Origin of the sequence: Fusibacter sp. 3D3 (assembly GCF_001748365.1) — a bacterium.
Classification (GTDB): Bacteria; Bacillota; Clostridia; order Peptostreptococcales; family Acidaminobacteraceae; genus Fusibacter_A.
Genome location: NZ_BDHH01000036.1, coordinates 2501 through 19225, shown reverse-complemented (window position 1 = coordinate 19225; position 16725 = coordinate 2501). Strand labels below are relative to the sequence as shown.

Here is a 16725-nt window from a genome sequence, read left to right as displayed (position 1 = left end):
CACTAAATCAACGATCTGCCAGCGTAATAAGTCGACGTTAGTTTATGTGCTCAATATTGGAGCTAGAGTTACTGAAGACAAAGCTATAGCATCAGCAGCCGTTTTTTCTTTTGCAATTTGCAATCAACATGATCATAATAACCTTAAATAATTTTTTGCCTTTCATGACATCTCCGATCGTTTAATATGTGTATAACCCTTATGGTGTTACGTTGTGTACCACGTACACAACGTAGCATTCTTGTAAAAAGAAAACCACCGGTTCTACCGGTGGTTCTAAAGAGCTTTAGCTTTGAGTCAAAAWAGCACCTCCTTCTGATAAAATAATAATGGTTCGCCAACCMTATTAGCTCAGAAGGAGGATCCGAAATGGATAAGAACAGTTTAGCACATACTCAATGGAATTGTAAATATCACGTGGTGTTTGCACCAAAGTATAGAAGACAAGTAATCTATGGAAACATCAAAGGTGATATAGGGAAAATTTTAAGAAAGTTATGTGACCAAAAAGGTGTAGAAATATTGGAAGCAACAGCGTGTCCAGATCATGTTCATATGGTGCTAGCAATTCCACCGAAGTATAGCATTTCAAGTGTGATGGGATATTTAAAAGGAAAAAGTTCTTTGATGATATTTGATCGTCATGCAAACTTGAAATATAAGTATGGAAATCGCCACTTTTGGTGTCGAGGCTACTATGTAGATACTGTTGGACGAAATGAAAAAGCGATAAGAGAATATGTAAAAAATCAACTACAAGAAGATATCGCAAATGATCAAATAAGTATTCAAGAATATATTGACCCGTTTACGGGTAAGCAAGTCGAAGAGGGCAAAAAGAAATAAAAAGCTGCTTTAGCAGCAGCCAGTAAAGGTAAGCAGTTGGCGAACCGATTCAAAGAGCCTTAAGGCTCACGCGAGTAACATGCCCTTATAGGGCTGAGCAAACTACCCGCTAAGCGGGTAGTTTTGATTAAAACAACAAGATTTGAGCCGAAAGCTGTGAAGAGGGATGTTCAACCTCAAACAGCGTCAGCGAAAATCGGTTTGAGGCATCGAAAGATGGCTCAAATGTTGTTGCGTTTTTTATTGTGACTTTATCAGTTTAACAGGATATAGAGCATTTGTGTACTGAAAAAGAAAAACTGTTTGACATTAGAGTAGGTCCAAAGTTTATATTCAATATAGAGCTGTTATTAAACTTATTTTATTGGGGGAAATTATCGTATCAACTCGAGAGATTTCGATGAGGATATTCTAATAAAATTAAGTATATTAAATATGAGGAGAATACAATTATGAGCAACTATAACGCAGTACTGGCAAGAAATACAGAAAATGCACCCAAAGGTATCGGCCCCTATTCTCAAACAGTAGCTTTCTCTCACTACAATAATCTTTCAGCTCAATTACCGATCGATCCTCAATCGGGTAAAATAGTAGCTGGTGGTATCCAAGCGCAAGCTGAGCAATGCTTTAAAAATATCAAAGCAATTGTAGAAAGCATAGACCATGTGATGAGTGATGTGGTTAGAATCACTGTATTCGTTAAGAACATCAAAGATATTGACGCTGTTGACGCGGTTTATAAGACATACTTCCCAACTTATATACCGACACGGACGACAGTGGCAGTGGCAGCTTTACCAATGAATGCTTTGGTGCAAATTGAAGCACTTCTTTCACATGGTGAAGGTACAATTCCAAACGCACCACAATCAGGCGATCTTATAAAGCTTACAAATAACACGACAAATGCGCCGACAAGTCCTCTATCTACACAAACGGTTTCGTTCTCTCATTACAACAATCTTTCTGCACAATTACCGATTGATCCAAAATCAGGTAGATTAGTAGTAGGTGGTGTAAAAGAGCAGACGGGTCAGTGCCTAAAGAATATCAAGGCGATTTTAGAAAGTATCGACGTGCCTTTTGACGATATCGTTAAAATTAATATCTTCCTTAAGAAACTCTCGGATATTGACGCTGTAAACGAAGTCTATACGACATTTTTCCCGGACTCATCTATTGCAAGAGCAGTCGCTTATGTCCCAGCACGTACAGTTGTTGCAGCTGTAGCTTTACCAATGGATGCATTGGTGCAAATTGAAGCAGTGGTGTCACACGGAGATGGTACGCCGCCACAGCTTATTGAAGACAGACACGGCCTTATCATAGAAGCAAACAATACGGTAAATGCACCAAAGAGTGCCCTATCGACACAAACAGTTGCATTTTCTCATTACAATCATCTTTCAGCTCAATTACCTGTAGACTCTGCAACAGGTAAAATGGTAGCTGGTGGTGTAAAAGAGCAGGCTGGACAGTGCTTAAAAAATATCAAAGCAATCGTAGAAAGTATCGACCATGCTATGGCAGATGTGGTTAAAGTCAATATTTTTCTCAAAAATATCACAGATATCGAAGCAGTAGATGAAGTTTACAAAACATTTTTCCCAGGTGGTGTGCCAGCAAGAAGAATAGTTGGCGTATCTGCGTTAACAAACGATGCATTAATCCAAATTGATGCTGTAGTAGCAAATGAAGAAGGCACACCTCCAATCGCATAACAAAACCTGTACCCGTTATCAAAAAGTAAAGTAATTCAAAATGTCACTGTGAAGTGGCATTTTTTTATGTCTCAAATGAAGCCGTTAAATTGAAAAAAATATTCAGAACACTTGTTCTTTTTGTAAATCAGATATAATATAATTGGAGATTGAGAAACGAATGTTGTTTTCGAATAAATTGAAGATCTAAAATATCTTGGAAAGTATTGAGGAGGGTAAATATGGAGTTCACAGAGGTAGTCCGTAAGAGAAGAACCATTAGAGATTTTTCACAGGAGAAAGTAAGCCCTGAGATTATTGAAAAGGCACTAGAGGCAGGACTTAAAGCGCCAAGTTATAATCATCTTAAGGAATGGAATTTTGTTTTAGTAAAAGATATCAATACACGGTTTGCTTTGACTCAAACCGAGAAGATGATTGAAGAAGCTACGGATGAGTTAAAGCAAACTCTTCAAGGGTATGAAGCACTTGTTAAGCAAATGTATATGGATGCAGTCCCAAAGCAAAAAAAGATGATATTAAGTGCACCTGAACTATTGGTAGTGGTATATAAACCCAAAACACAGGTGAGCGTCAGCGAGAGGGTATATGATTTGAATTGTCTCGCTTCTGTATGGTGCTGTATTGAGAATATCCTGCTAAGCCTTGCGGATAGTGAGGTATATGGCGTAACTTTTATTCCTCAGAATACTTTTGCGATAAAGAAGATTTTAAATGTGCCGGAGCCACTAGAGGTAGCTGCGATAATTCCATTTGGATATAGGGTAGCGGATTCTAAAATCTATCCTCAGAAAGAAGTTAAGTTAGTTGAAAGGTTACATACGGATACTTGGTAAGAGATATATCATGAGTGCTAAAGTTTCCAACTTTCAAATACCCGGCCCAAAAAGTTCCAAAGTGTCGAATGGATAAGTGAAATGATTGTTTACCAGTGGCTTTCATTCCAGAAACGATTATACCCACAGTAATCTGAATTTAAGATTTTTGTGGGTTATTTTTATATTAAAGCTTGATTCTTTTATAGGGTGTATTGCGTTTAACCATCTCTATGAATTTTGAAAGAGAACATGCCATTATCTAAGGATATTTTTGCCAATAGGGGGACTGCACTAAAACCAAATGTTGATATCAATATAAATAAATGGCCTCTATACAGATGACACCTCAATGATTTCATAATGGAGCCCTCCTAAGTAAGATAATTGCATAATTCCATTCTGAATGTAACATATGAATAATTGACTGTCAATTCAGATTTTTTACTATAGAAACCTTATAAACGAAGGGGGTTATCCAAGTATTAGTGTATAATTCTTATATGTTAAATTGATATTCTCTATTTGTTGTTGACGAAATTCAACAAGCACTTGGAAGGACTGGAGAATGGTTTTCTATTGAGCACTTTAAGAATTCAACCGCCACTTATCATTGAAAAGTATGAAATTGACGAGGCTTTAAAAATTCTAAAGTCTGCCATTATCCAATATGAGTTTAATGAAATTAATGATTCTGAATTAAAAAATATTGTAGGTTGGTAATTTATTCTGGAATACTGCCTTAAAACAGATGATTGTTTTAAGGCAGTATGGTTGTTATACCTTAAAAGACTCGACGACGTCGACCAGTTGTTGCATACTGCCCTTAACACTTTTATTGAGTTTGACAATATTCTGTCCTTCATTTGACATATCAGAAATATTGCCTGCGATATCTATGACACCTATAGCAGACTGTTCATTCGCTTGACTAATTTCACTTACCGCACGAATCGTCCCCATGAGCTCCTCTAGCAACTGTTTCGATTGCAAGTTAAAGCTTTGTGTAATTTGATGGATGTAATCCGCATCGTGTGCGTATTGTTCCCCTGTGTTGACAAACCGTGTATAATCCGCGATGACAGTACCATCAATAAACGACAACATTTCAGTTGCGCCCTTGTTTAATGATTCTACTGATATCACAATCGTCTTGGCAATCTCTTGAATTTGTGACGCTGCATGTCTGGAATTTTCAGCCAAAGCTCGGATTTCATCAGCGACTACAGCAAATCCACGCCCCGCTTCTCCGGCTCTTGCGGCTTCAATCGCAGCATTCAAAGCCAATAAATTCGTCTGTTCTGTGATCGCTAATATGGTGTCCGATAGCGAAGAGATTTGAACAACTGTTTTTGATGATTCTATGGCTTCAATCAGTTGCTTATGCGTAACGCTGTAGACTGCATCTGTGTTTTTCTTGGATGCAATTGCTGTGGAGATGAGTTCTTTCGCGCGCTGTTGTATCTCCTGTGCAGAAAGATAACCCGTATCTGCGTCACTGGCAAGTTTTTCGATGGCACTGGAAATCAAACGATTTATATCACTTATTTCACTGAGTGAAGAAGTGGTTTCTTCCATCGAAGCTGACATTTCTTCTGTGGTTGCACTCACGGATTCAAGTTTCCCACTTAATGCAGACACATCTGCGTGTACTTGCTCGATGGTTGAGTTTACAGTGGTCGTATTTTGTTGTATTGAAAAAATAAGCGCTTTCAAACTGGCCACCATTGTATTGAAAGCTTCATAAAGGACGCCAATTTCATCTTTTTGGTTTGTAACAGGGGTTTCAATTTTAAGGTCCCCAGTTGCTAAAGCGGTTGCAGCAACACTTAATCGTTTAATGGGCATAACAATTCTCTGCGTGTAAATCAGACTAATTGAAATTGAAATTAAGAGCATTACAAATGAAATGATCATAATGGTATTTCGAATCTTAACAATCGGCGCTACCACCTCACTTTTCGCTATATTAATCCCCAAGTAGAGTGGATTCACAGTCAATGCGTTAAGTTGTACAATTTTTGTTTGCTCGTTATAGCCATTTAATTGGTGTGCATGATATGCATTTTCACTTCTTATATTCCAATAGTAATCCATTTCAGGTAACGCCGTATAGGTCAATTCCTCATCTGCATCTGCAGTTGCCTTAATAAATACCTTTGCTTTGTTGTCAACAATCTTAGAATCAGCGATGCTAACGCCTAATTCAGTAAACATATACGCCCTACCCGTTTCGCCTATATCAACCCCTTCAATGGCGAGCTGCACATCATCGAGTAATTTTGTGGCATATAAAACCCCTTTAGCTTTACCATCGGTCCCTATGATGGGCGCCACTATGACCACGGATAATTTACCAGTTGTATTAGACAAAAGCACATCTGAAATAGCAGGTTTCCCAGTTTCCATGACCTGTTTAAAATAATTTCGTGAAGCGATGCTACCTTCTTTGCCTTCATAATTCCAGCGCGTGCCTTCTGCATTTGCAAAGGATAAATTTGCAAAGTATTTACTGTAACTGCCATAAATACGTGCTAACTCTGGAACAATGACATCTGGATCTACAGTTTCTAAGCCTTGCAATTGAGCAATGCCTTCTACTAAACGCACATGTTCTGTAAAGTAGCTTTCGATTTCATTTTTGTTTAAATCGAGTAGTGCATCCAGTTTTTCGTAGGAAAGAAGTTGGATGTCTTTACTCGAGAAAAAATAAACCGCTAAACTTGTTGGTATCAATGTAAATAGAATCAACCCCACAATCAATAAACTTAGCTTTAAACGCAAACTTTTCATCTCTACACTCCTTTAAATACCCCCAAATTCCGCCATACAATGAACGGTATGGTATTATTACCCCGAATGCAAACAAAAGAACATAAAACTTATTTTATCCCTTAATGCCATGAAGACTTTAAAAACACTGTATTCAATTGGAACTTTTTGCCCATTTATTGCGTCTAATACATAAGGAAACCATTAACCAATGACATATACGAGACCTACAAGGAGGCCATTTTGAAATATAATTTAGTTAAAATAGGCACTATTGCAATGTTTATTTTTATTCTGAGCGGTTGTGCTGTGAATAATCCCCCAAAAGAAGCAGAGGGATCAGACGCCAATAGCGCCTCTCAAGAAGAAGTCATCAATCAAGAGGAGGCGTCAGATGAAGAGGTTCAGCAGGTCAAAAGTCCGTTGATTCAGAATCTAGAAAATCTGTTATTAGATGATGCTGACAGTGTTATGGTGGCAGCCTATGTGCAGGATCATATCAAAGAAGCATCCCCTGAAGAAGCAGACCAAATGATTGAAATACTGCTTCAAATGCAAACCGCACTTATTCAGAAAAGCCATGAGGGCCTTCTGTATGATTCGGCGTATATGGAGGCTTTGAACAACACTATGGGTGGTGTGTTAGATCCCGAAAAGATAAATGAGATTGAAAATGAAGCGGTACGATCTTTTTATCAATCGGTAGTGGACAGTGAGTTGACGATGGTTAGATATGAAGAAACCCCTGTTTTGGAAACGAACTGGGAGAGCATACAGGCTTATCAGGCCACTTTTACAGAGCCATTCCAAATGGTGATTGATTTTCAGGACTATAATAACTTATTGCGTGCGGAAGACGTAGAGGATTTGGTTAACAGAGTTTATGCGATGGAAGAAATGCTATTAAAATCGTCAAATGGCTTTGCAAAATCTGAACTCACTGAACTCTATAGCACGTATGTGAGTCGGATACTCGCAGGGCCAGAGGGATCATATCTTTATAGATTGGGCGATGCGTCGGATGATTACTATAAAAAAATGGTGGTTGCCATAGAAGGTCATGAGAAAAGTGGCTTTGCAAAGGAGACCCAAGTGATGATGGCAGAAGAGACAAAGACTTTTAATCATTTGATTGATATCGTAGATGCTTATAGATCAAACAACCCTTATGGTGAGCATCGTTGGGAAAAAAGCGTAAAAGAAGAGGGTGATGTTAAAGTGGTGACACTCTCTTATGAAGGAGAAGATGCGTCCGTATCAAAACGTATTAATGCTATACTTCAATCAGCAAAAGCAGAACTTATAGAATCATTAGGCGCTTCTAATTATCAAATTGATATGTATAAAGCGTATCAGTCTGGTGATTATGCGACGATTCAAATATACATTAATTATATAGCAGAGGATGGACAAGCTGAATATGATGAAAAGGCTGTCAATCTCGATCTGAAAAACGGGATACTTTTAACCCTTAATACCCTGTTGAAATCAGGCGAAGATGGACTGCTAGATGAAGTGAATACCCTTGCAGAGTCTGATTTTGAGACTATACCCAACTTTTCATTGACCACAACAGGCTTGTTATTAACGGAGCCAAAAGAGAGTTCGCCTAATATCGATCATGCTGTAATTACGATGGATCAACTCTTGAAAAATAAACAGCATAAAAAATAAACAGCATAAAAGAAAAATTGAAGACTTTAATAGCAAGATTGATTAAAACAAGGTTCATAAAATCTGTGATACTTACTGGACAGACTATGACAGAAACCTGCTTTATATCGCCTGTACAAGAGCGATGCACCAGCTAACGCTACTGTATACTGGAAAATTATCTGACTTAATCGCTCGACAGTAAGACTTGTAGTGCTATAATAGGATCATAGAGTCTATAAAAGAAAGGTGATGGCCATGGATCATGCATTACTGCTTAAAATCGAATTCGATAACGGTAGGGCGCTGACGGATGAAAAAATAAGCACTCTTTTATCCTCATCGGAAGTAATCAAATCCCTTACGAGTACGTTCTCTAAGAAATCTTTATATCCTATATGGAGATTATTAGCGCTTTCAGAGATTCCATATGTTGAAAGACTAAAATATACTCAGGATTTGGTTGAATATATTGAAGATACATATGCTACATCTGATGGATTTTCAATAACAGGAAAAGGTGAAGATTTGCTGCCATGCTATAATGCAATGCTAATAGAGGTCTATTCAAAGCTTGGGTATGCCGACAGACCTGTTGTAACGCATGCAGTTGAATGGATTAAGAAGTATCAGATATTCGAAAGGAACGAAAAAACCGTTTGGACGGGTAAGGGCATCCAGAAATATGGCGGCTGTATGAAATCAATCCCTTGTTATATTGGACTGGCAAAAACGGTAAAAGCCTTAATATACTATTCTAAGACAGTTCACGATGATCAAGTGATAGAGATTATATCAAAGGGAACTGAATATTTGCTACAACATAATCTGTATCAGAGATTATCCAATAGCGCGCCAATCACAAAGCACATCCTTGATATTGCGTTTCCACAATCTTATCAATTGAATATCATTGAATTGCTCGATATTGCCTATATGACCGAGCACATGAACCACCCAAGCGTGAAATCTGCAGTAGACTTTATAAAAGAAAGAAAAACAAAGTATAATGATTGGAGAATCAACTATATCTATAAGGCGGACGGCTTTATAAGTTTTGACAAACGCGGGCAAAAAGGAGAATGGATTACGTATCTTTTAGAAAAATACCTTAATCAAATAAATTGAACGGTTTTATGAGTATCCAGTGGAGGCAGGCAGGCATGAAAGAAATGGATAACCCCATAATAGTTGAGTTTCCTTTGAAAGGAGAATGGTTGGCACCTAACACGCCGGGCAAAAAGATTCCAAGCCACGGAACAGATCAGTTTGGAACACGATATGCTTACGATTTTTTACAAGTAGATTGGAAAAGAAAAGGCTGGCCCAGTTATAGCGTTCATTGGATACGGTATCTTTTTTTAGGAGTGCCACTAAATAAGTTTTATTGCTGGGGGCAAGACGTATATGCGCCTTGCGATGGGATAATTGTCAAAGCAGAAGAGGGTTACAAGGAAAGAGCTAGAGCGCATTTGATTTCAGATTTGTTTGTTGCAGTAAAGAGCGCGTATGCCTTTAACCCTAGAAAAGGAAATATACAATCCATTGCTGGAAACTACATTATTATGGCATGTAGGGACGGTGTATACGCCGGATTGGTTCATCTTCAGAAAGGTTCAATTAGAGTTTCAGTTGGACAAAACGTGAAAAAAGGTGATGTTTTAGGTAAAATAGGGCATTCAGGCAATTCTTTTTTCCCGCATTTACATTTTCAACTGATGGATAGTGATGACATACTTTCAGCAAGAGGGCTACCTTGTGCATTTGAGCAGTATGAATTATTCAAAGACGGTAAATGGGAAAAGGTCTATAACGGAATCCCCACAGATCAGGATAAAATACGTTATTAAAAGAAGGAGGCTCACAATGAAAACTTTAATTTTATATACAACGACCTATGGTCTTACTAAAACCATGGCCGAGAAATTAGCTGAAAAGATTACTGGAGATGTTGACTGCATTAACTTGATGAATCAGACACAAGTAGATTTGAAGGCTTATAAGCACCTTATCTTTGGGGGGTCAATTTACATGGGGCAGATTCAAAAAAAAATGAAACAATTTTGCACTGAAAATGAGCGCGAAATATTGGAGCATCCTGTTAGCCTATTTCTGTGTTGCGGTGTAAATGAAAACTTCAAGACAAATCTAGAGAATGCATTTCCTAAGCGTATTATAGACCATTCTAAGAATAAAGTATCATTTGGAGGACTGTTGAACACAGATCAAATGAAATTTATGCATAAAACAATTACAAAGCTTATGGTCAAGAGCAGTGAAAAAGAGGGAAAGGCACTTCCAAAGCCAAATTTGGACGCAATTGAGGGATTAGCGGAAACCTTAAATGCGGATATTGCTTAAAATTTGCAGAAAAACAGTTGAGAAACACCTTGCTTAAAGCTGTGAAAATCAAGCAACACAGATCTATTCCAAAAGATTATAAACTTAAATCTGTAACTGTGAGCAAGACTCCAACTGGAAAATATTTTGCCAGTGTTTTGTTTGAATATGAACAAGAGATAAAAGCCGTTCAACCTAAAACATTGTTAGGGTTAGATTTTTCCATGAAAGAGCTTTTTGTGTCATCTGATGGCATATCAGCAGAGTACCCTAGATATTATAGAAAATCACTCGACAAGCTTAAGCGTGAACAAAGAAAGCTATCCTTGTGTCAAAAAGGAAGTAAAAATCGTAACAAGCAAAGSATAAAAGTAGCAAAAATTCATGAGAAAGTGACCAACCAACGYAAGGATTTTTTACACAAGCAGTCAAAGCAGATAACCAATGCTGTTGATGCTGTGTGTATTGAAGATTTGAACATGAAGGGGATGTCACAAGCGTTGAATTTTGGTAAAAGTGTTATGGATAATGGGTTTGGGATGTTCGTGTCTATGCTTGATTACAAGTTGATGGAACAAGGTAAACAACTGATTAAAATCGACAAGTGGTTTCCAAGTTCCAAAATGTGTAGCGAGTGTGGAAAAGTAAAAAATACCCTTTTGCTTTCAGAGCGCACATATCATTGCGAAGATTGCGGAATGACAATGGACAGGGATTACAATGCAAGTATAAATATCAAAAATGAAGGTATGCGCATATTATTAGCGTAAACGAACTTCTAGAACCGTGGGACGCACGGGGATAGCTCGCTTATGCTGTAGCCGTTAGGCTACTCGAACGAGAAGCCCCCACTTCTTAAGTGGTGGGAGTATGTCACTTGGGGAAATATTATAAAAATAAGAGATGGTCTGGGGACCATCTCTTTAATTGTGTGTAAACTATAATTTGTAAGTGGTAATCTCCTCGCAATAGGAGCATTCATATTTTAATCGGCCATTTGCGCTTACCAGTTTAAACTCTGGAATTGCATAATCATCTGTATGTGTGATGCATCTCGGATTAGAACATTCAATTCCACCCTTGATGACTTTCGGTATTTCAACTTTTTTCTTATCGACCAATTTGCCATTTCGAATGACGTTTACAGTGATGTTAGGATCAATTAGTCCGAGTAGATTCAAATCGACTTCAAAAGTATTTTCAATTTTGATGATATCTTTGTGTCCTAAGATGCCACTTTTTACATTCATGAGTAGAACCACAGGATTTTCAGTTTCAGCGAATAATTTGTTGAATACTTTTAAACCATTTCCAGCATGCATGTGATCTATAACAATACCGTTTTCAATTCCGTTAACCTCTAACATAAGGACCCACCTCCAATAATTTAGTGATTAATGCCATTCTTACATATACGCCTAATTCTGTTTGTTCAAAGTAAACGGCTCTTTCGTCATCATCCACATCGTAAGCAATTTCATTTACACGTGGCAGAGGATGCATGACAATCATATCTTGTTTTGCATTTTTAAGTTTGTCTCTCGTCAGTTTGTATGAATTTTTAAGTTTTAGATAATCTTCTTCATTAAAGAATCTCTCTTTTTGAATCCGTGTCATATAAAAAATATCAACTTCATTGATGACGTCTTCCATGTAGTTAACTTCAATAAGCTCCACATTGAATTTCTCAACAAGTTGCCTTTTTAACGAAGATGGCAGCTTGAGTTCATCAGGGGAAATGAGATAGAATTTTTTATTGCCAAAACGTGCCAGGGTTTTAATAAGGGAATGAACAGTTCGACCGTATTTTAGATCACCACAGAAAGCAACACTGTGACCGTCGATTTGACCTTTGTATTTTTTTATCGTAATTAAATCGGTAAGGGTTTGGGTAGGATGTTGATGACCACCGTCACCACCATTAATGATAGGAATACTTGAATATTGAGAAGCAAGCTTAGGTGCACCTTCTTTTGGGTGTCTCATAACGATAATATCAGAATAGTACCCCATGACACGGATGGTGTCGGCGAGGCTCTCACCTTTTTGAGCGGAACTGGTATTGGCATCAGCAAAACCAATGACATTGCCGCCAAGCCTCATCATAGCACTGTCAAAGCTAAACTTTGTCCTCGTGCTTGGCTCAAAGAATAGTGACGCTAAGATTTTACCTTCGCAAACTTTGTTATACACTCTTGGATTGTCGTACATATCAAGTCCGATATCTACTAAATCACTTATTTCTTCTAGAGTGAGATCTTCTGGTTCAATTAAATGTCTCATGTTATCCTCCTTTTGATTTCACAGAATCTGATTAAAGTATGGAACTAAAAAATACCTCCGCGAGACGCGGAGGTATAAAATGCTTGTAAAAACATCGATACTTATTCCTTTTCAACCTCTCGGGCTAAATTAAAGGGCTATTCAATTTTCTCAGATCATCATATCATAATCAGATTCAAAACGTCAATGTCTAAAATGATTACTTTTTATTAAAGTATTTATGCTATTGACATCCTTATAAAGGTGTGATAGATTTAAGAAAATTAATAACCTTTAATCAGGTACGAGATACCTGCAAGGTCGACTATATAGAATTTATGGTGTGAGTATACCCTTTTGCAGGTGCAGGAGGGTTTTTTTGTACCCTAAACAACTTGAATTATCCTTAAAGCGTTATATGAAGAAGTTAATTTAGAAGGAGGCTATACGTGAATATACTCATCCAAAATGGGATTGTGATTAATCCTAAAACTAATTTACATGACAAAAGGGATATTCTCATTACAGGCGACATCATCAGTCAAATAGAAGCTCATATTGATGCAAACGAAGATATTGAAGTGATAGACGCAACAGGCCTCGCGATCTCACCGGGTTTTATAGATCTCCATGTTCATTTGAGAGAACCTGGATTCGAATCGAAAGAAACTCTTAAAACAGGTACGATGGCAGCAGCAAAAGGTGGTTTTACAACAGTGGCCTGCATGCCGAATACAAAGCCGGCTCTAGACAGTGCAGAGACAATCGCCCGTTTATTGAAACGCATTGAAGAAACCGCTGTTATTAGTGTATTGCCAATAGGCGCCATCACAGAAAATATAGAAGGTCAAATTCTTACAAATCATGAAAGTTTGATTAACGCTGGTGTGATTGCGCTATCAGATGATGGGAAAACAACTATGAATGATGATTTTATGCGAATGGCATTTGACAATTCTCGGAAATTTAACGTACCAGTGATTACACATTCAGAAGATCATACGATAACATCACAATACAAAGATGAAGTTTATCCAATCGAAGCAGAGTACAAAGTCGTTCAAAGAGATGTCGCACTTTGTAGAGAAAAAAATGGAATTTTACATGTTGCACATGTCAGTGGAAGTGAAGCCCTAAAAGCTATAAAAGAAGCTAAGACGGAGGGCTTGAGTGTAACGTGTGAAGCAGCACCTCATCACTTTGCACTGAACACCTCCCTTATTGACCCTAAGGATCCGTACTCAAAAGTGAATCCGCCCATTAGAGGCACAGAAGAACAAAGAGCGGTAATAGAGGGCATCAGAAGTGGCGTAGTGGATATTATAGCCACAGATCATGCACCGCATGAAACGGCTTCAAAAGAAACCACATATGGAAACGCAAGTTTTGGCATTAGTGGCATTGAAACAGCATTTCAAGTTGCCTATACCGAGTTGGTATTGAAAGAAAAGATTGCATTAGATCAAATTATAGCAATGATGACGTCTAAACCTGCTGAAATTGGAAGGCTAGAAAAAGTGGGCAGTATCGAAGTGGGGTATAAGGCCAACTTGACAATGATAGATCTTGATGCTGAAGCGGTAATAGAACCTTCTAGCTTCTTATCTAAAGGCAAAAATACACCGTTTAAGGGCCTTAGAGTAAAGGGTGCAGTTGTAAAAACTATATATGAAGGTAAAATTGTCTATTCAAAAATATAAAAGAGGAAGTGCGATATGTTAAGTGATAAGCTTATTGAAAATATTATAAAAAAAAGAAGTCCCATTGTAGTGGGATTAGATCCACGATTTGAAAGTTTACCAGCAGATCTGAGAGAAAAACATCTCAAAAAAGAGGGGAATACACTTAAGGCTGTATCGAGTGCACTTATCGAATTCAATAGAGGGATCGTGGATGCCGTCTATGATCTTGTCCCCGCGGTAAAACCTCAAATTGCCTTTTATGAGCAATACGGTATCGAAGGCATGATCGCTTACAAAGATGTCTGTGACTATGCCAAGTCTAGAGGCCTTATCGTTGTTGCAGATGTTAAAAGAGGCGATATTGGCTCCACATCAAAAGCATATTCTAATGCACACTTAGGTAAAGTCAATATCAATGGAGAAATGATCAGTGCTTTTGAAGCCGATTTTGCAACGATAAATCCATATTTAGGCAATGATTGTATGTCAGAATTTATGGATGATGTGAAAACTTACGAAAAGGGGTTGTTCATACTCGTTAAAACATCCAACAAGACATCCGGTCAATTACAGGATTTAAAATCAGGAGATGAAACCATTTATGAAAAAGTGGCTGATATCGTAAGCAAGTGGAATGACGAAATTTGTGGAGAAACGGGTTATTCACCTATCGGTGCAGTTGTTGGTGCGACATATCCAGAGGAGCTCATATCCCTTAGAAAGCAAATGCCTAAAGCCATCTTTTTAGTCCCAGGATATGGTGCACAAGGCGGAGGTGCTCAAGATGTGCTTGGGGCATTTAATGAAGATGGGCTAGGCGCTATTGTCAATAACTCAAGAGGCATCCTATTTGCATATCAAAAATCCGATTTAGATTACAAAGAAGCTGCTCGTGAAGCTGTGATCAAAATGAGAAATGATATTAATGAAGCACTTGAAAAAGATCAGAAGAAATATTGGTAGGATGAATAATTCAATTGATAAGCTCTAAATATTGAAAATTTATGGACAGGAGAAATTGGATGAAATTTCAAGGATTGGTAAAAGTTATCCAAAAAAAGTTTGTATCAGATGACGTCTTCAAAATCGTAATTGAAAAACCCGAGCACATGGGAGAAGTGAGACCGGGACAATTTTTCAATTTTAATGTGGAGAGAATGCTTTTAAGACGCCCTATATCGGTGAGTGCCATTGGTGAAGAAACTTTAGAATTTACAATTAAAATTTTGGGTAAGGGCACTAAAGAACTCAGTTTACTAAAGACATTAGATGAAGTTGATATAATGGGACCGCTAGGAAATGGTTTTGATACCTTGAATCACAAAAAGGTATTACTAGTAGGTGGTGGTATTGGTGTTGCTCCAATAAAGGGCTTAGGCGAATTTTTGTCGAAAGACTCAATTGAAATGAAAACATTGCTTGGATTTCGAGATACACCTTATATGATCGACGATTTTAAAGCTTTTTCAAATGAGGTAATCACAGTATCTGAAAATGATAAAGACTACAGATTAGGGTACATAACCGTACCTCTCGAAGAAGTTTTGGCTGATCCAAAAGAGAAAATTGATATGATTTATGCCTGTGGTCCTTTAGTTATGCTCAAAAGTGTACAAAAAATATGTGCTCAATTTAACACGCCTGTTCAATTACTCATGGAAGAAAAGATGGCATGTGGTATAGGGGCTTGTTTGGTTTGTACCTGTAAGACTAAAGAAGGGGATTTTGGATTTAAACATTCAAGAATGTGTTTAGAGGGACCGATGTTTTATGGAGATGAGGTGATCTTTGATGAGTAGTGTGGATATGAGAGTAGACCTAAACGGCCTTAAATTAAAGAATCCTATAACAGTGGCATCGGGAACCTTTGGTTTTGGAAGAGAATATGCGGACTATATAGATTTAAGCGATATTGGTGCAATTTCTGTTAAAGGGCTGACACTTGAGCCTAGACAAGGGAATGAAGGCATTAGAATTGCCGAAACACCTATGGGTATGATCAACAGTGTAGGGCTACAAAATCCAGGAGTAGAGCAATTTATCAGAGAAGAAATTCCATTTTTGCGTCAGTTTGATACTAAAATTATAGCCAATATCAACGGCAATAATATAGATGAATATTGTAAAATGGCTGAAATTCTATCTTATGAGGATGTGGATTCGCTGGAACTCAATATTTCTTGCCCAAATGTAAAAAATGGTGGGTTGGCTTTTGGGACGAACCCTTCTGTGGTCAAGGAAGTTGTAAGTAGAGTGAGAGCAGCTTCTAAAAAACATCTTATAGTGAAACTATCTCCAAACGTAACCAATATTAAAGAAATTGCTATGATTGCAGAACAAGAAGGTGCAGATTGCATATCGCTGATCAATACACTTTCGGGCATGGTAATTGATATTAATAAACGAAAACCTGTTCTAAAAAGAGGAAGTGGTGGTTTATCAGGCCCTGCGATCAAACCAATAGCTGTGAGAATGGTTTATGATGTTTATGATGCGGTTAAAATTCCAATACTTGGGATGGGCGGGATTTCAAATAGTACGGATGCAATTGAGTTTTTTTTAGCGGGCGCAAATGCAATTGCTATTGGTACAGCGAATTTTGTTGAGCCCAGAGTTACAAAGCAGATATTA

17 protein-coding genes (1 of these 17 running past the window's edge) are annotated in these 16725 nt (G+C 37.8%); 13 read left to right on the top strand and 4 right to left on the bottom strand.

All coding sequences use genetic code 11. From position 1 onward, the window contains the following. Positions 1-369 precede the first annotated feature (369 nt). The 3 genes from tnpA to F3D3_RS22645 all read left to right on the top strand — a co-directional run bounded on the left by tnpA (position 370) and on the right by F3D3_RS22645 (position 3406). Entirely contained in the window at positions 370-846 is a 477-nt protein-coding gene (gene tnpA, locus F3D3_RS22655) for an IS200/IS605 family transposase (RefSeq protein WP_069876059.1), read from the top strand. A gap of 452 nt (positions 847-1298) precedes the next feature. Beyond that, complete coding sequence (locus tag F3D3_RS22650) at positions 1299-2570, top strand: RidA family protein (protein ID WP_069876726.1); 1272 nt, start codon at positions 1299-1301, stop codon at positions 2568-2570. A gap of 221 nt (positions 2571-2791) precedes the next feature. Next, entirely contained in the window at positions 2792-3406 is a 615-nt protein-coding gene (locus F3D3_RS22645; RefSeq protein ID WP_069876724.1) for a nitroreductase family protein, read from the top strand. 200 nt (positions 3407-3606) lie between these two features. Here the strand turns inward: F3D3_RS22645 and F3D3_RS24395 are convergent, their stop codons facing one another. Next, complete coding sequence (locus tag F3D3_RS24395; RefSeq protein WP_175438473.1) at positions 3607-3747, bottom strand: hypothetical protein; 141 nt, start codon at positions 3745-3747, stop codon at positions 3607-3609. A gap of 169 nt (positions 3748-3916) precedes the next feature. On the opposite strand from F3D3_RS24395, the gene F3D3_RS23865 reads away from it, so the two are divergent. Then, positions 3917-4108, top strand: coding sequence for a hypothetical protein (locus F3D3_RS23865; RefSeq protein ID WP_175438472.1), 192 nt, complete (start codon positions 3917-3919; stop codon positions 4106-4108). Between the two features lie 54 nt (positions 4109-4162). Here the strand turns inward: F3D3_RS23865 and F3D3_RS22640 are convergent, their stop codons facing one another. Next, positions 4163-6178: a methyl-accepting chemotaxis protein gene (locus tag F3D3_RS22640; RefSeq protein ID WP_069876722.1), complete on the bottom strand. Its 2016-nt coding sequence runs from the start codon at positions 6176-6178 to the stop codon at positions 4163-4165. A gap of 222 nt (positions 6179-6400) precedes the next feature. Between F3D3_RS22640 and F3D3_RS22635 the strand changes: the two genes are divergently transcribed. The 5 genes from F3D3_RS22635 to F3D3_RS22615 all read left to right on the top strand — a co-directional run bounded on the left by F3D3_RS22635 (position 6401) and on the right by F3D3_RS22615 (position 10920). Beyond that, positions 6401-7831 (top strand): hypothetical protein, encoded by a 1431-nt coding sequence (locus F3D3_RS22635; protein WP_069876720.1) that lies wholly within the window; start codon positions 6401-6403, stop codon positions 7829-7831. A gap of 237 nt (positions 7832-8068) precedes the next feature. Further along, complete coding sequence (locus tag F3D3_RS22630) at positions 8069-8938, top strand: hypothetical protein (RefSeq protein WP_069876718.1); 870 nt, start codon at positions 8069-8071, stop codon at positions 8936-8938. Between the two features lie 35 nt (positions 8939-8973). Beyond that, positions 8974-9660, top strand: coding sequence for a M23 family metallopeptidase (locus F3D3_RS22625; RefSeq protein WP_069876715.1), 687 nt, complete (start codon positions 8974-8976; stop codon positions 9658-9660). A 16-nt stretch (positions 9661-9676) separates the two neighbouring features. Further along, positions 9677-10171: a flavodoxin domain-containing protein gene (locus tag F3D3_RS22620; protein WP_069876713.1), complete on the top strand. Its 495-nt coding sequence runs from the start codon at positions 9677-9679 to the stop codon at positions 10169-10171. Positions 10172-10188: 17 nt separating this feature from the next. Continuing rightward, a complete protein-coding gene (locus tag F3D3_RS22615) occupies positions 10189-10920 on the top strand; it encodes an RNA-guided endonuclease TnpB family protein (protein ID WP_175438471.1) in 732 nt (243 codons plus the stop codon). A 168-nt stretch (positions 10921-11088) separates the two neighbouring features. On the opposite strand, the gene F3D3_RS22610 is transcribed toward F3D3_RS22615, so the two are convergent. Both F3D3_RS22610 and pyrB read right to left on the bottom strand, forming a co-directional pair. Further along, positions 11089-11517, bottom strand: a complete 429-nt coding sequence (locus F3D3_RS22610; protein ID WP_069876709.1) for an aspartate carbamoyltransferase regulatory subunit — start codon at positions 11515-11517, stop codon at positions 11089-11091. After that, complete coding sequence (gene pyrB, locus F3D3_RS22605) at positions 11504-12433, bottom strand: aspartate carbamoyltransferase (RefSeq protein WP_069876708.1); 930 nt, start codon at positions 12431-12433, stop codon at positions 11504-11506. Before pyrB ends, F3D3_RS22610 begins: the two co-directional genes overlap by 14 nt. A gap of 428 nt (positions 12434-12861) precedes the next feature. On the opposite strand from pyrB, the gene F3D3_RS22600 reads away from it, so the two are divergent. The 4 genes in view from F3D3_RS22600 to F3D3_RS22585 are tightly spaced (at most 59 nt apart) and all read left to right on the top strand, a layout consistent with a single transcriptional unit that may run on beyond the window. Further along, complete coding sequence (locus F3D3_RS22600) at positions 12862-14112, top strand: dihydroorotase (protein ID WP_069876705.1); 1251 nt, start codon at positions 12862-12864, stop codon at positions 14110-14112. A gap of 15 nt (positions 14113-14127) precedes the next feature. Next, positions 14128-15057: an orotidine-5'-phosphate decarboxylase gene (gene pyrF, locus F3D3_RS22595; protein WP_069876704.1), complete on the top strand. Its 930-nt coding sequence runs from the start codon at positions 14128-14130 to the stop codon at positions 15055-15057. 59 nt (positions 15058-15116) lie between these two features. Beyond that, the gene (locus tag F3D3_RS22590; RefSeq protein ID WP_175438470.1) at positions 15117-15893 is read left to right on the top strand and encodes a dihydroorotate dehydrogenase electron transfer subunit; all 777 of its coding nucleotides are present in this window, start codon (positions 15117-15119) and stop codon (positions 15891-15893) included. Beyond that, a protein-coding gene (locus tag F3D3_RS22585; protein ID WP_084389256.1) for a dihydroorotate dehydrogenase crosses the window boundary here: on the top strand, positions 15886-16725 show its 5' portion. The gene runs 75 nt beyond the window's last position; only the first 840 of its 915 coding nucleotides appear in the window; the start codon lies at positions 15886-15888; its stop codon lies off the right edge, out of view. Before F3D3_RS22590 ends, F3D3_RS22585 begins: the two co-directional genes overlap by 8 nt.

Excerpts from the sequence above, each read along its gene's own strand:
- pyrB (WP_069876708.1), bottom strand. The coding sequence starts at position 12,433 with ATGAGACATTTAATTGAACCAGAAGATCTCACTCTAGAAGAAATAAGT.
- F3D3_RS22610 (WP_069876709.1), bottom strand. The coding sequence starts at position 11,517 with ATGTTAGAGGTTAACGGAATTGAAAACGGTATTGTTATAGATCACATG.
- F3D3_RS24395 (WP_175438473.1), bottom strand. The coding sequence starts at position 3,747 with ATGAAATCATTGAGGTGTCATCTGTATAGAGGCCATTTATTTATATTG.
- tnpA (WP_069876059.1), top strand. The coding sequence starts at position 370 with ATGGATAAGAACAGTTTAGCACATACTCAATGGAATTGTAAATATCAC.
- F3D3_RS22645 (WP_069876724.1), top strand. The coding sequence starts at position 2,792 with ATGGAGTTCACAGAGGTAGTCCGTAAGAGAAGAACCATTAGAGATTTT.
- F3D3_RS22625 (WP_069876715.1), top strand. The coding sequence starts at position 8,974 with ATGAAAGAAATGGATAACCCCATAATAGTTGAGTTTCCTTTGAAAGGA.
- F3D3_RS22620 (WP_069876713.1), top strand. The coding sequence starts at position 9,677 with ATGAAAACTTTAATTTTATATACAACGACCTATGGTCTTACTAAAACC.
- F3D3_RS22630 (WP_069876718.1), top strand. The coding sequence starts at position 8,069 with ATGGATCATGCATTACTGCTTAAAATCGAATTCGATAACGGTAGGGCG.
- F3D3_RS22640 (WP_069876722.1), bottom strand. The coding sequence starts at position 6,178 with ATGAAAAGTTTGCGTTTAAAGCTAAGTTTATTGATTGTGGGGTTGATT.
- F3D3_RS22590 (WP_175438470.1), top strand. The coding sequence starts at position 15,117 with ATGAAATTTCAAGGATTGGTAAAAGTTATCCAAAAAAAGTTTGTATCA.
- pyrF (WP_069876704.1), top strand. The coding sequence starts at position 14,128 with ATGTTAAGTGATAAGCTTATTGAAAATATTATAAAAAAAAGAAGTCCC.
- F3D3_RS22650 (WP_069876726.1), top strand. The coding sequence starts at position 1,299 with ATGAGCAACTATAACGCAGTACTGGCAAGAAATACAGAAAATGCACCC.